The 13,171-nt window shown below is 74.0% G+C and carries 13 protein-coding genes; 6 read left to right on the top strand and 7 right to left on the bottom strand.

Annotated features, from left to right (window positions below):
* Window positions 1-116 precede the first annotated feature (116 nt).
* The 3 genes from ACZDYF_RS04015 to ACZDYF_RS04005 all read left to right on the top strand — a co-directional run bounded on the left by ACZDYF_RS04015 (window position 117) and on the right by ACZDYF_RS04005 (window position 3,040).
* The gene (locus ACZDYF_RS04015) at window positions 117-1,124 is read left to right on the top strand and encodes an ATP-binding cassette domain-containing protein (RefSeq protein ID WP_475053712.1); all 1,008 of its coding nucleotides are present in this window, start codon (window positions 117-119) and stop codon (window positions 1,122-1,124) included.
* Window positions 1,121-1,966 carry an ABC transporter permease gene (locus ACZDYF_RS04010; RefSeq protein WP_475053709.1) on the top strand — a complete coding sequence of 282 codons (846 nt, stop codon included), beginning with the start codon at window positions 1,121-1,123 and terminating at the stop codon, window positions 1,964-1,966. The genes ACZDYF_RS04015 and ACZDYF_RS04010 overlap by 4 nt, the downstream gene beginning before the upstream one ends.
* 81 nt (window positions 1,967-2,047) lie before the next feature.
* The gene (locus ACZDYF_RS04005) at window positions 2,048-3,040 is read left to right on the top strand and encodes a TetR/AcrR family transcriptional regulator (protein WP_475053703.1); all 993 of its coding nucleotides are present in this window, start codon (window positions 2,048-2,050) and stop codon (window positions 3,038-3,040) included.
* A gap of 1 nt (window position 3,041) precedes the next feature.
* Here the strand turns inward: ACZDYF_RS04005 and ACZDYF_RS04000 are convergent, their stop codons facing one another.
* The 6 genes from ACZDYF_RS04000 to ACZDYF_RS03975 all read right to left on the bottom strand — a co-directional run bounded on the left by ACZDYF_RS04000 (window position 3,042) and on the right by ACZDYF_RS03975 (window position 8,658).
* Entirely contained in the window at window positions 3,042-3,911 is an 870-nt protein-coding gene (locus ACZDYF_RS04000) for a YflT domain-containing protein (RefSeq protein ID WP_191789384.1), read from the bottom strand.
* A gap of 67 nt (window positions 3,912-3,978) precedes the next feature.
* The gene (locus ACZDYF_RS03995; RefSeq protein ID WP_475053695.1) at window positions 3,979-4,815 is read right to left on the bottom strand and encodes a class II fructose-bisphosphate aldolase; all 837 of its coding nucleotides are present in this window, start codon (window positions 4,813-4,815) and stop codon (window positions 3,979-3,981) included.
* Window positions 4,816-5,793, bottom strand: a complete 978-nt coding sequence (locus ACZDYF_RS03990) for a 1-phosphofructokinase family hexose kinase (protein ID WP_475053690.1) — start codon at window positions 5,791-5,793, stop codon at window positions 4,816-4,818. It abuts the gene before it with no gap.
* Window positions 5,790-6,806 carry an ROK family protein gene (locus ACZDYF_RS03985; RefSeq protein WP_475053685.1) on the bottom strand — a complete coding sequence of 339 codons (1,017 nt, stop codon included), beginning with the start codon at window positions 6,804-6,806 and terminating at the stop codon, window positions 5,790-5,792. The genes ACZDYF_RS03990 and ACZDYF_RS03985 overlap by 4 nt, the downstream gene beginning before the upstream one ends.
* A complete protein-coding gene (locus ACZDYF_RS03980; protein ID WP_191789388.1) occupies window positions 6,803-7,699 on the bottom strand; it encodes an SIS domain-containing protein in 897 nt (298 codons plus the stop codon). Before ACZDYF_RS03980 ends, ACZDYF_RS03985 begins: the two co-directional genes overlap by 4 nt.
* A 59-nt stretch (window positions 7,700-7,758) precedes the next feature.
* Complete coding sequence (locus ACZDYF_RS03975) at window positions 7,759-8,658, bottom strand: DeoR/GlpR family DNA-binding transcription regulator (protein ID WP_475053679.1); 900 nt, start codon at window positions 8,656-8,658, stop codon at window positions 7,759-7,761.
* Between the two features lie 251 nt (window positions 8,659-8,909).
* On the opposite strand from ACZDYF_RS03975, the gene ACZDYF_RS03970 reads away from it, so the two are divergent.
* Together ACZDYF_RS03970 and ACZDYF_RS03965 are read left to right on the top strand one after the other, a co-directional pair.
* Window positions 8,910-10,232, top strand: a complete 1,323-nt coding sequence (locus ACZDYF_RS03970; RefSeq protein ID WP_377679044.1) for a magnesium transporter MgtE N-terminal domain-containing protein — start codon at window positions 8,910-8,912, stop codon at window positions 10,230-10,232.
* A complete protein-coding gene (locus tag ACZDYF_RS03965) occupies window positions 10,225-10,887 on the top strand; it encodes a DUF1003 domain-containing protein (protein ID WP_191789391.1) in 663 nt (220 codons plus the stop codon). The genes ACZDYF_RS03970 and ACZDYF_RS03965 overlap by 8 nt, the downstream gene beginning before the upstream one ends.
* A 63-nt stretch (window positions 10,888-10,950) precedes the next feature.
* On the opposite strand, the gene ACZDYF_RS03960 is transcribed toward ACZDYF_RS03965, so the two are convergent.
* Window positions 10,951-11,748 carry a maleylpyruvate isomerase N-terminal domain-containing protein gene (locus tag ACZDYF_RS03960; protein WP_475053670.1) on the bottom strand — a complete coding sequence of 266 codons (798 nt, stop codon included), beginning with the start codon at window positions 11,746-11,748 and terminating at the stop codon, window positions 10,951-10,953.
* 34 nt (window positions 11,749-11,782) lie between these two features.
* On the opposite strand from ACZDYF_RS03960, the gene ACZDYF_RS03955 reads away from it, so the two are divergent.
* Window positions 11,783-12,976, top strand: coding sequence for an Mrp/NBP35 family ATP-binding protein (locus ACZDYF_RS03955; RefSeq protein ID WP_475053668.1), 1,194 nt, complete (start codon window positions 11,783-11,785; stop codon window positions 12,974-12,976).
* Window positions 12,977-13,171: the final 195 nt, after the last annotated feature.

Raw genomic sequence — 13,171 nt, 5'->3', positions numbered from 1 at the left:
AACGGGCGCCTCGTGGGCGGTCACGAGATTTCCCCTCTTGTGTACGCCACACACAGTGCGTATGGTCTACACAGTGTAGGGAGTACACACAGTCTGCGACGCACACGGAGGTAGCGATGCCCGAACCCATGATCGACGTCCGGGGCCTCACCAAGGCCTACGGATCCCACGCCGTCCTGCAGGGCGTGGACCTGACCGTCCGGCGCGGCGAGATCTACGCGCTGCTCGGACCCAACGGCGCGGGCAAGACCACCGCCGTCAACATCCTCACGACCCTCGTCCGACCGGACGCAGGGACCGCGAGCATCGCGGGGCACGACGTCGTCCGCCAGGCCGCGAGGGTCCGCGAGGTCATCGCGCTGACCGGCCAGTACGCCTCGGTCGACGGGTTCCAGACGGGCGAGGAGAACCTCGCGATGATGGCCACGCTCGCACACCTGCCCCGCGCCGTCGTGGCGGCCCGCACGGCCGAGCTGCTCGACCGCTTCGACCTGACCGACGCCGCACGGCGCCGCGTCGAGACCTACTCGGGCGGCATGCGCCGCCGCCTCGACCTGGCGATCAGCCTCGTCGCGGACCCTCAGGTCCTGGTCCTCGACGAGCCGACCACCGGCCTCGACCCGCAGTCCCGCACCGAGCTGTGGGACGTGGTCCGCGAGCTCGCCGCCGACGGCATCACGGTCCTCCTCACGACCCAGTACCTCGAGGAGGCCGACCGCCTCGCCGACACCATCGCAGTCCTCGACGGCGGGCGGATCGTGGCCCGCGGCACCGCGAGCGAGCTCAAGGCCCTCGTCCCGGGCCAGCACGTGCGGGTCGACGTCGAGGACACGCGCGCCCTCGCGGCCGTCCAGGACCTCGGGCTCGAGATCTCCGGGACCGACCCCAAGGACCTCGCGGCCATGGTGCCCACGACCGACCCCCTCCGCACGGTCCGTGACGTCCTCGCGCTGGCCGACGAACGCGGCATCCCCGTGACGGGCGTCAGCGTGGTCAAGCCCTCGCTCGACGACGTCTTCCTCGCCCTCACGGGATCGCGGGCGTCGCGGGCCGCGAGCCCGTCCGCAGCCCCCGGCCCGGCCGACCAGCAGGCACCCGCACCGACGAAGGCAGGCACCCGATGAGCACCACCGCCCCAGAGACCGCACGGGCCACGCGCCCCACCCCCGGCCGCCGGGCGGCGAGCACCGCCCGCAGCACCCGGCACTCCCCCGCGGCCGCGCTGCGCGACGTCTCGGCCATGACCGGCCGCGAGCTGCGCCGCACGCTGCGCAGCGTCGACGGCCTGGTCACGGCCCTCATGCTGCCCGTCCTGATCATGCTCGTGTTCGTCGTCGTGTTCGGCGGCGCGATCGAGGACGACGGCAGCTACGTCGACTACGTCGTGCCCGGGATCCTGGTCCTGTGCCTGGGCTTCGGCTCGGCGACGGCCGCCCTCTCGGTCGCGCAGGACATGACGAGCGGCACGATCAACCGCTTCAAGACCCTGCCGATCTTCGGCCCGTCGGTCCTGTGGGCCCACGTGCTGGCCAGCACGGTCCGCAACCTCGTCTCGGCGACCCTCGTCCTGCTCGTCGCGGTCGCGCTCGGCTTCACCCCCGGCGCGGACCTGGGCGGCTGGGTGGGTGTCGCGGGCTACCTCGCGCTCATGGTCCTGGCGTTCACCTGGCTGAGCTGCCTCGCGGGCCTGGTCCTGAGCGTGGACGCCGCAGCGAGCTTCAACATGTTCTTCCTGTTCGTGCCGTACCTGTCGAGCGGGTTCGTCGCGGTCGAGACCATGCCCACGTGGTTGCACGGCTTCGCGATGCACCAGCCGTTCACGCCCATCATCGAGACGTTGCGCGCGCTGCTCTCGGGCACCTCGGCCGCGGGGAGCCTCGTGCCCGCGATCGCGTGGCTCGTCGGGATGTTCGCGGTCTCGTGCGCCCTGGCCTCGGTCCTGTACCGCCGCCGGACGGCGCACTGAGCGCGGACCTGAGCGGACGAGCGACACGGTCGCCGCGGCCCGTCCCGACACGTCCCCGACCGGACCCGCGATGATGTACCCATGACGGACACCACCGATCCCGGCCTGCCCCACGCCATCGCCCTGGCGTGGGGCGTGGCCGAGAACCCGCAGCGCGGCCCGCGCCGCGAGCTGAGCATCGAACGGATCGTCGAGCAGGCCATCGAGATCGCCGACGCCGAGGGGCTCGGGGCGCTCTCGATGAGCAAGCTCGCGACGGCCCTGGGGTACACGACCATGTCGCTGTACCGCTACGTCACGAGCAAGGACGACCTGCTGCTCCTCATGCAGGAGCAGGCGATCGACATCGATCTCCCCTCGGGCGCCCGGGCCGAGGTCGACGCGGTCATGGAGGGGCGCATCCCCGACGGCGACGAGCCCACGTGGCGGCGCGGCCTGCGCGAGTTCGCGCTCGCGACGCTCGCGGTCTACGAGGCCCACCCGTGGTTCCTCGACGTCGCGGTCCAGGGCGTGCCGCTCACGCCCAACAACCTGCGCTTCGTGGACCTGGGCCTGCGCGCGATGCACGGGACCTCGCTCACGGACGAGGACAAGCTCGCGATGATCATGCTCGTCACGAGCTACGCGCAGAGCGCGGCCCGGATCCAGCGCGAGCTGCGCGGCGCCCGGCAGACACCTGGCGGCCGGGACGTGACCGGTGCCGCGTACGCCGAGGTCTTCTCCGAGCTCGTGACGCCCGAGCGCTTCCCGTTCCTGCACCCCGTCGTGGCGTCGGGGGCGTACCTGAGCGAGGACGACGGGGTCGACGACGTCGTGTTCGGCCTCGAGCGCGTGCTCGACGGGATCGGGGTCTACATCGACCGCTCGCCCGCCGAGCGCGCGGACTCCCCCCTCCCCTCGTCGCAGGAGCGCGCCGCAGCCGAGGCCTACGCGCGCGACCCCCAGGTCAAGGAGGCGTCCAAGGCGCGCCGCGAGGCGGAGAAGGCGGTCCGAGAGGCCGAGAAGCGGCTCAAGGAGGCGCGCAAGCGCGAGCGCGACGCGGCGAAGTCCGCTGCCGAGCGGGTGGCGCGCTGACCTAGCGCGTGCCCGACGACGTCTCGTCGGTCGCGCCGTCGGCCGCAGCCTGGGCGTCGGTGGCCGACGCGCCCTTCCCCTCGACAGGTGCACCGTCGGCCGGGGCGGGCGGTGTCACGTCGCTGCGCATCGCACCGTAGCGGGGCGCCCCCGACGGCGTGGTCCAGCGCGGGTCGGGCGTCCGGACCGGCGGTGCGGGCTGGGCCGGTGCGTCGGTCGGCTGGACCGGGCTCACGACCGGAGCGGGCGCCTGCGGCTGCTGCGCACCCCACGGCTGACCGGGCTGCCCCTGGTGCTGACCGGGCGCCTGGCCCGGCTGGCCCCAGTGGCCCGGCTGCGCGGGCTGTCCCGTCTGGCCCGCGACCGGCGGGACCTGACGCGCGACGGCCGCGGCGCCGTCGGGCATCTGGGACAGGAGGCGACGCGCGTCGCCCGCCCGCTCCGCGAGGCACAGCAACGAGTACGACGACGCGACGATCTGGCTCGACGACGTGAAGTCACGCTTGCCGCCCGTGAGCGAGTACGACAGGACCGAGAACAGCAGGCCGAAGCCCGCACCCAGACCGATCGCCGCGAGCATCAGCCCGCCCCCGCTGTTGAACATGTACAGCAGCAGACCCACGAACAGGCCGAACCACGCACCGGACGCGAGGCCCGCGAGCGCCACCCGCCCGTACGTGAGACGGCCCATGACCCGCTCGACCATGCGCAGGTCGGTGCCGACGATGGTCACGTACTCGACGGCGAACTTGTTGTCGGAGAGGTAGTCGACGGCCTTCTGCGCCTCGAGGTAGGTCGCGTAGGACGCGATCTGCTCCCCGCTCGGCGGCGTCGGGACCTTGGGCGCGGAATTGGGACGAGTCATGCTCATCTGCCCAGTCTCCCGTACATGTGGGCGTGAGGCGAGGGGGTTCGCTCTGGGGGGACGGCCGGAGTGCTCAGACCGCGTCGAGCACGGCCAGCAGGCGTACGACCTCGTCCCGCATCGCGTCGCGGCCCGCACCCAGGTACTTGCGGGGGTCGACGACGGTCGGGTGCTCGTCGAGGTAGGCCCGCAGCGCCTGCGTGAGCGTGTTGTTGAGGTGCGTCGAGACGTTGATCTTCGTCATGCCCTCCTTGACCGCGCGCGTCAGGTCGTGGTCGGCGACCCCCGACGAGCCGTGCAGCACCAGGGGGACGGGGACGGCGGCGCGCAGCTCGGCGATCCGCTCGAAGTCGAGCGACGCCGTCCGGTCCGTCATGGCGTGCGACGAGCCGACCGCGACCGCGAGCGCGTCGACCCCGGTCGCCGCGACGAACGCGACGGCCTCCGCAGGGTCGGTGCGCACCCCGGGGGCATGCACGCCGTCCTTGCCCCCGACCTTCCCCAGCTCGGCCTCGACGAAGACCCCGCGGGCGTGCGCCTCGCGCACGACCTCGGCCGTGGCCTCGACGTTCTGCTCGTAGTCGAGCGCGGACCCGTCGTACATGATCGAGGTGAACCCCAGACGGACGGCCTCGCTCACGAGGGCACGGTCCTCGGCGTGGTCCAGGTGGACCACGACGGGTGCGCTCGACGCGCGGGCGATCGCGAGCGTCGCGAGGGCGATCGGCTCGAGTCCGCCGTGGTACTTCGCGGCGTTCTGGCTGATCTGCAGGACGACGCCCGTGCCCGCGCGGGCGGCCGCGGCGACGAAGGCCTCGGCGTGCTCGACCTGGATCACGTTGAAGGCTCCGACCCCGCGGCTCTCGGCGCGGGCCGGGTCGACGAGCTGGTGGGCGGTGACGAGCGGCATTCAGTCCTCCGTGGTTCTGGTGTCGATCAGGTTCTCGGTGAGGACGCGGGCGCCGAGACGGCGCACGTCCTCGGGGGCGACCTCGCCCGCGACCGGCTGCAGCACGGCTGCGGCCGACGTGGCGACGGTCAGGGCCAGTCGCTCGACCCAGGGCCGTCCGACGCTCACCGCGAGCGCCGCCATGGCCGCGTCGCCCGCGCCCGTCGGGTTGCCCTGCACGGGGACGTCGAGCCGTGCGCGGGCCGCCGGGGTCGTGGACCCGGGCTCGAACGCCGCGAGGCCCTTCTCGCCGTCGGTCACGACGACGTCGCGCGCCCCCAGCCCTTGCAGCGCAGCCACGCCCTCGGCGAGGCCGGTCTCACCGGTCGCCTCCGCGAGCTCGGCCCGGTTGGGCTTGAGGAGGTCGGCGCCCGCCCGTGCGGCCCACAGCAGGCCCGGTCCCGAGGCGTCGACGTGGACCGGGCAGCCGGCCGCGCGCAGCGACCGCACCAGGTCGGTGAACCTGTCCTGCGTCGTGTCCGCGGGCAGCGAGCCGGAGATCGTGACGACCGTCCCGTCCCCCACGAGCTCGACCGCGGTGCGCACGAACAGCGCCCACTCCTGCGCGGTGAGCGGCGCCCCGGGTTCGTTGAGGACCGTGGGGTGACCGCCGTCGTCGGGCCCCGCGTGCTCCGGGACCACCGCGACCGCCTGCCGCAGCGCCCCCGCGACGGACACGAGCGACGCGGGCTGTCCCGCGGCCTCGAGGTCCGCCGCGAACGCAGGCCCGAGGAGCCCGCCCACGGGGGCGACCGCGACCGATTCGCCGCCCAGCGCCCGCACGACGCGGGCGACGTTGACGCCCTTGCCGCCCGCACGGGCCGCGACCGAACGGACCCGCAGCGCCTCGCCCGGGTCCAGGCGGTCGACGCCGTAGGTCACGTCCCAGGCCGGGTTCGGCGTGAGGCACAGCACCCGGACCTGCTGGTCGGCGCTCACATCGGCTCCAGGTCGCTCGTGGCCACCGCGTCCCACGCGAGGACCGTCGCGCCGTACGTGCCGGCGGCCGAGCCCAGCACGGCCGGGACCAGTCGCGGGGCCGGGTGGATGGTCAGGTAGGACCGCACCGCGGCGTCGAGGGGGACTATGAGGTCGTCGCCCGCGCGCACGAGCCCACCGCCGACCACGACGACCGGGAGGGCCAGGACGCGGACCATCGCGGCGACGAGCTCGCCGAGCCGGTCGACCGCGCGGTCCCACACCTCGCGGGCCACGGCGTCGCCCGCCGTCGCCCGGGCCAGGACCTCGGCCGAGCCGGGCACCTCGAGAGCAGAGGCGCCCGTGCGCTCCCGGTAGCTGCGCGCCATGCCCGCGGCCGACGCGTAGGTCTCGGCGCACCCGCTGCCGCCGCAGGGGCACGGCGTCCCGCCGCGCACTCCCCCGTGGCCCAGCTCGCCCGCGAAGCCGCGCCCGGCGTAGACCTCGCCGCGCAGCACGATCGCCGCGGCGATGCCCGTACCGACCGACACGTACGCGTGGTCGGGCTCGCCGCGGCCCGCGCCGAGACGGGCCTCCGCGAGGCCGCCCGCACGCACGTCGTGGCCGAACCCCACGGGCAGTCCCGTCGCGTCCGCGACGACCTGCCGAAGCGGCAGGTCCACCCAGTCGAGGTTCTCCGCGTTCAGCACGACGCCGGCGTCCTCGTCGACGACGCCGGGCACCGCGAGGCCCACGCCCCGCACGTGGTAGCCCGCCGGGACCGCGGCACGCAGCGCCTCGACCGCCGCCAGGACCGCGGCGACCGAGGCCTCGGGCCCCTGCGCGGCGCGCGTAGGTGCCACGCGCTCGAGGAGGATCTCGTCGGGTTCGCCCGGACCCGCACCACGCGCGACCAGCGCCGACTTGATGTCCGTCCCGCCGACGTCGAGCGCGATCACCGCCGGACGGAGCCCCGCCGTCCCCGCCGCGGGCTCCGGGGCGGGGACGGCGGGCCGCTCCTCCCCGGGCCTCATGATGCGACGTCCTCCAGGATGATCGAGCGCGTCAGGTGGCGCGGGGCGTCGGGGTCCAGGCCCTTGCGCTCGGCGTTCGCGACCGCGAGGAGCTGGCAGCGCACGAGCGTGAGCTGCGCGTCCTCGTCGAAGCGGACCACGAGGGCTCCCGTGCGCTCGACGTCCTCGACCAGCCCCGGGACCTCGGCGCCGAGCAGGATGACCGCGCTCGTCTCGTCCGAGATGCTGATGGGACCGTGGCGGTAGTCCATGGCCGGGTACGCCTCGGCCCAGGCGAGCGACGCCTCGCGCATCTTGAGCCCCGCCTCGTTCGCGAGCCCCACAGCCATGCCGCGCCCCAGGAACGTGAACTGGGTGCGGGCCAGGACCTCCTCGGGGACCTGCCATCCCACGACGTCCTCGGCCGCTGCCGCGAGCGCCTCGACGTCGTCTCCGAGTCCGGCACGCAGGAGCGTGAGCGCGGCCGTCGCGAACCGGGTCTGGACCACGGACTGCTCGTCGGCGAAGGGCATCACGACCACGTCGTCCGCGGCGCCCGCACCGGGCGAGGTCGGGTCACCCACGATCGCCAGGGTGCGCTGCCTGCCGCCGAGCACGTCGAGGAGGTGCAGGATCTCGGTCGTGGTCCCGGAGCGCGTGATCGCCACGACCCGGTCGTAGTCGCGGCCCACCGGGTACTCGCTGCCCGCGAACGCGTCGGTGACGCCCTGGCCCAGCTCCTCGCGGCGGGCCGCGTAGGCCTGCGCGACGAACCAGGACGTGCCGCAGCCGACGATCGCGACGCGCTCGCCCGGCTGCGGGAGGACCGCGGCGCGCTCGGCCGCGAGGCGTGCCGCCTCGCGCCAGACCTCGGGCTGGCTCGCGATCTCGGTGCTGACGTGGGAGGTGCTCATGGTGTCGAACCCTTCTGGTGGGGCCACCGGGTGCGCGGACCGCGCACGCCCGGAGTCCGTCATGGTGCGGACGTCGTGGACGGGACGCTGGGAGGGGCGGGAGGTGCCGTCGGGACGACGACGACCTCGACCCCTGCGTCCCGCAGGGGGGCGAGCTGCTCCTCGGTCGCGCCCGCGTCGGTGACGAGCGTGGTGACGGCGGACAGGTCGCAGATCTGCGCGAACGAGCGGACCCCGAGCTTGTCCGAGGTCCCGACGGCGACCACGGCGCGCGAGTGCTCGACCAGAGCGGTCGTGACACCGGCCTCGTCGGGGTCGGCGCACGTGAGCCCGGCGTGCTCGTCGATGCCGACCATCCCGACGACGAGCACGTCGAGCCACAGGCTCCGGGCCATCGTCACGGCGAGAGGTCCGGTGAGCTCGTAGGACTGCGCGCGCGCGGTGCCGCCCAGGCACACGGTCCGCACCTGGGGACGCAGGACGAGGTCGGTCGCGATGTTGAGCGCGCTCGTGACGACCGTGTAGACGTGCTCGCCGTGCCGAGCCGCCTGCTCGGAGGCCTGGTCGGAGATCTCGCCGAGCATCTTCGCGACGAGCGTCGTGGTGCGCCCGCCGTTGAAGCCGACGACGGGCTGGCCGGTGTGGCGCTGCGCGACGAGCCGCGCGGCGGCCTCGGCCACGAGCTGGCGGTCGTCGACCTGCTGGCCGTAGCGACCGGGCAGGCCGTAGGCGACGGACGCCGCGACCACCCCGCCGTGGGTGCGGTGCGCGAGGCGCCGGTCGGCCATCTGGTCGAAGTCGCGGCGCACCGTCGACTCGGAGATGCCGAACTGCTCGGACACCTCGGTCACGGACAGCCGCTGCCGGTCGGCGAGCAGCGCGAGCATGCGTTCCCACCTGACGGACTTGCTGAGCCCGCCTGGTGCGTCGCCGACGGTCGGGTCTTCGTGGCGTGCCATGCGTCTCTCCCTGCCTCGGGGGCTGCGGCGCCTGCGCTGTGAGCCGGACCACCTGATGAACCCGCGTGACTGATTCTGACGGATTGAGGTCCGTTCCTGTCAGATTCAAGCAGACATCGTGGCGGGCGTCCAGCACGCCGCCACCGCCGGGGCCGCTCGGCACACGGTCGGCACAGGGTCGGCACCTCCTCTCCTCCAGGTCGCCGGACCGTCGAGGCGCCACCGCACCGCGCGGTGCGTAGTCTTGCGACGTGAGTGCAACTACCCGCGTCTTCGTCGCGCGCCTGGCCGGTACGGCGGTGTTCGACCCCCTCGGTGACCAGGTCGGACGCGTGCGTGACGTCGTCGTCCTCCTCCGCCCCAAAGGGGCCCCGCGCGCCGTCGGCCTCGTGGTCGAGGTGCCCGGTCGACGACGCGTCTTCCTGCCCCTGACCCGCGTCACGAGCATCGACGCGGGACAGGTCATCAGCACCGGCCTGGTCAACATGCGCCGCTTCGAGCAGCGCGCCATGGAGACCCTCGCGGTGAGCGAGCTGCTCGACCGGACCGTGCAGTTCGTCGACGGCTCGGGGTCCGCGACGGTCGAGGATCTCTCGATCGAGAAGCAGCGCACGGGCGACTGGCTCGTCAATCAGCTCTTCGTGCGCCGTCACACGTCCCCCAACGCGCTGGGGATCCGGCGGCGCGGCGACGCGTTCGTCGTCGAGATCGGCGCGGTCACTGGCCTCGCCGGGACGCCCGAGACCCAGGGCGCCGCCCGCCTGCTCGCGGCCTACGACGACCTCAAGCCCGCCGACCTCGCCGACGTCCTGCACGACCTCGGCGACACGCGCCGCCTCGAGGTCGCCACGGCCCTCGACAACGAGCGCCTCGCCGACGTCCTCGAGGAGCTCCCCGAGGACGACCAGGTCGCGATTCTCTCGGGCCTCGACACCGACCGTGCGGCCGACGTCCTGGAGGCCATGCAGCCAGACGACGCCGCCGACCTCCTGCACGAGCTCCCCCAGGAGCAGGCGGCCGAGCTCCTCGAGCTCATGGAACCCGAGGAGGCACGCGACGTGCGCCGGCTCCTCGCGTACGACGAGGACACCGCGGGCGGTCTCATGACGACCGAGCCCGTGGTCCTCGGACCCGAGACCACGATCGCCACGGCCCTCGCGCAGATCCGCCGGCAGGACCTGCCGCCCGCGCTCGCCGCGCTCGTGTTCGTCGTGCGCCCCCCGCTCGAGACGCCCACCGGGCGCTTCCTGGGCGTCGTGCACTTCCAGAAGCTCCTGCGCGAGCCCCCGCACGTGTCGGTCGGGTCGGTGCTCGACTCCGACATCGAGTGGGTGCGCCCCGACGCGCCGCTCGGGCGCGTCACGCGCCTGCTCGCGGCGTACGACCTGCTGGCCCTGCCCGTGCTCGACGACGAGAAGCGCCTGCTGGGCGCCATCAGCGTCGACGACGTGCTCGACCACATGCTGCCCGACGACTGGCGCGAGACGGACGACGACGCGGACGAGTCGAGCCTCGGCACGCAGACCCCCGCGTCCTCCGCCTTCCCGATCCGCCGAGGAGGTCTCCGTGGCTGAGCGCCTCGACACGCCCAAGGCCGCGCGCCGCACCCTCCTGCCGCGCGTCCGCGTCGAGCAGGACGCGTTCGGCAAGATCTCCGAGGGCATCGCCCGGTTCATGGGCACCCCGCGGTTCCTGCTCTACATGACCGTGTTCTGCCTCCTGTGGCTGGGCTTCAACACGTGGGGACCCGAGTCGCTGCGCTTCGACTCCGCGGCCCTGGGCTTCACGGCCCTGACGCTCATGCTCTCGCTCCAGGCGTCGTACTCGGCCCCGCTCATCCTGCTCGCGCAGAACCGCCAGACGGACCGCGACCGCGTGAGCGCCGAGCAGGACCGCCAGCGCGGCGAGCGCAACCTCGCCGACACCGAGTACCTCGCGCGCGAGATGGCCGCGCTGCGCATCGCGCTCAACGAGGTCGCGACGCGCGACTTCGTGCGCTCCGAGATCCGCAACCTGCTCGAGGAGCTCGACGAGAAGGAGTCGGAGCGCGCCGCGGAGGCCGCCGACGTCGGCCGCTCGACGACAGGCTCGGCGGGCTCGACGGGCGCGTCCGGCCGGGGCGGGCTCGACTCCCCGCTGCCACGTTCGACGTCCGGCCGCGGCGCGAACCGCGACGGGCGCCGCGCGACCACCGGACGCCGCGGGCCGGACACCACGACCGAGCAGTAGGGCGGGTCGGGCGGTCCTGGGCGGTCCGGGCCCGCTCCAGCGCCTCGCGCGGTCAGGCGGTGGCTACTGCATCCCCTCGTTCGCGACGGAGCGCAGCCGGTCCACGAGCGCCGGGTCGCCGTGGACCGTCAGCCCCTGCCGGTCGGCCCGGCCCCACAGCCACAGGTCCAGCGCCCACGCCGGGCCCGAGACCTGGGCCGTCGTGGACCCGGGCAGGTCCACGAGCTGCGCCGAGTCGAGGTCGTACGCCGTGCCCGACTCGGGGCCGACCCCCGTGAGCCGCCCGAACGCGAGCTCCCACGACCGCGGCGTCTCCCCCGGCCCGTCGACCGCGACCGAGACCGTGCTCCCGTCGGGCGTGAACGTCCCCCAGGCGGGGATGCCGTCGACCAGGACGCGCAGGACCTCGTCGACCCCGTCGGCCGCTACCTGCGGGTCCGCGCCCGTGACGTCGCGGCCCGCGGTCTGCTCGGCGTCGACCCGGTGCACGAGGGCCTCGTGGGCCTGGCGCCGGGACACCCACCCCACGGTGCGCCCCGCGTCGTGCCAGGACCAGCAGGGCTCGGACGGGTCGCGGCCCGCGAGGGCCGCGAGCAGGCGCGCGGTGGCTGTCGCGGCGAGGTCGGGCAGCGCAGAGTCGTGCGCCGGACGCGCGAGGGGAGCGACGTCGTCGGCGTCGAGGCCCTCACCCGCTGCCGGCCCGACGACGGCGCTCCAGAAGGACTGCACCTCGGCCAGGTGGTACGTCAGGTCCGCGACTCCCCACTCTGGGCAGGCCGGGACGCGCGCCCCGGGCGGCGCGGCGCGCACCGCGTCGAGGAAGAGAGCCGAGTCACGCGCGATCGAGGCCAGGGCGTCCATCCTCGAACGCTAGCGGGCCGCTTAGGATGGGGCCATGGCTGGCGGCTCTGCAACACCCACGACCGACGTTCTCGAGGATCTCGTCCGGACGGCTCTGACCCAGGTGATGGACCCGGAGATCCGGCGCCCCATCACCGAGCTCGGGATGGTCCGGTCGGTCGAGGTGACGGGGGGCGCCGAGGGCGCCGCGCCCGGGGACGGCACTGCGGCAGGCGGCGCGCGCGTCGTCGTCGGCGTCGACCTGACCGTGGCGGGCTGCCCCATGAAGTCGACCCTCGTCAAGGACGTCACGGCCGCGGCGCAGACCGTGCCGGGCGTGGGCGAGGTGAGCGTCGACCTCGGCGTCATGAGCGCCGAGCAGCGCACCGAGCTGCGCACCATGCTGCGCGGAGGCGTGGGCGAGCCCGAGATCCCCTTCGCCAAGCCCGGCTCGCTGACCAAGGTGTACGCGATCGCGTCGGGCAAGGGTGGCGTCGGCAAGTCCTCGGTGACCGCGAACCTCGCGGTCGCCCTGGCCGCGGACGGGCTCAGCGTGGGGGTCGTCGACGCCGACATCTACGGCTTCTCGATCCCCCGCATGCTCGGTGTGGACCGCCAGCCCACACGCGTCGACAACATGCTCCTGCCGCCCGTCGCCCACGGGGTCAAGGTCGTCTCGATCGGCATGTTCGTGCCACAGGGACAGCCCGTGATCTGGCGCGGCCCCATGCTCCACCGGGCGCTCCAGCAGTTCCTCGCGGACGTGTACTGGGGCGACCTCGACGTCCTGCTCCTCGACCTGCCGCCCGGCACGGGCGACATCGCGATCTCGGTCGCGCAGCTCCTGCCGACCAGCGAGATCCTCGTCGTGACGACCCCGCAGGTCGCGGCCGCCGAGGTCGCGGAGCGTGCGGGATCGATCGCGACACAGACCCAGCAGGGGGTCGTGGGCGTCGTCGAGAACATGTCGTGGCTCGAGCAGCCGGACGGGTCACGGCTCGAGCTGTTCGGGGCCGGCGGCGGGGCGAAGGTCGCGGCGAACCTCACGGCCGCGACGGGCGGACCGGTCGAGCTGCTCGGGCAGGTCCCCCTGGACATGTCGCTGCGCGAGGCCGGGGACGACGGCACCCCCGTGACGCTCTCGGACCCCGACTCCCCTGCGGCCGTCGCCCTGCGCGGCGTCGCGCGCAACCTGGCCGCCCGCAGCCGCGGCCTCGCGGGTCGACGGCTGGGTCTCTCTCCCGTCTGACCCCCCTTTCACCGCCCGAACGTCGCGAAGGCCCGCCTCCCCCGGGGCGGGCCTTCGTCGTGCCTCGCGCCCGTACCCGACGACGCGCTCGGACGTCGGCGCCGTCCGAGCCGACCGTGTGACCTGGCACACCTGTCCCGGTGTAGGGTGCCCACATCGTTCGTCAGAAGCGTGACCAGCGCCGGTCGCCCAGGG

It is taken from the genome of Oerskovia sp. PE-21s (assembly GCF_056158145.1).
Note: the sequence above shows the minus strand (reverse complement) of the source record. Positions and strands in the feature narration are given on the sequence as shown.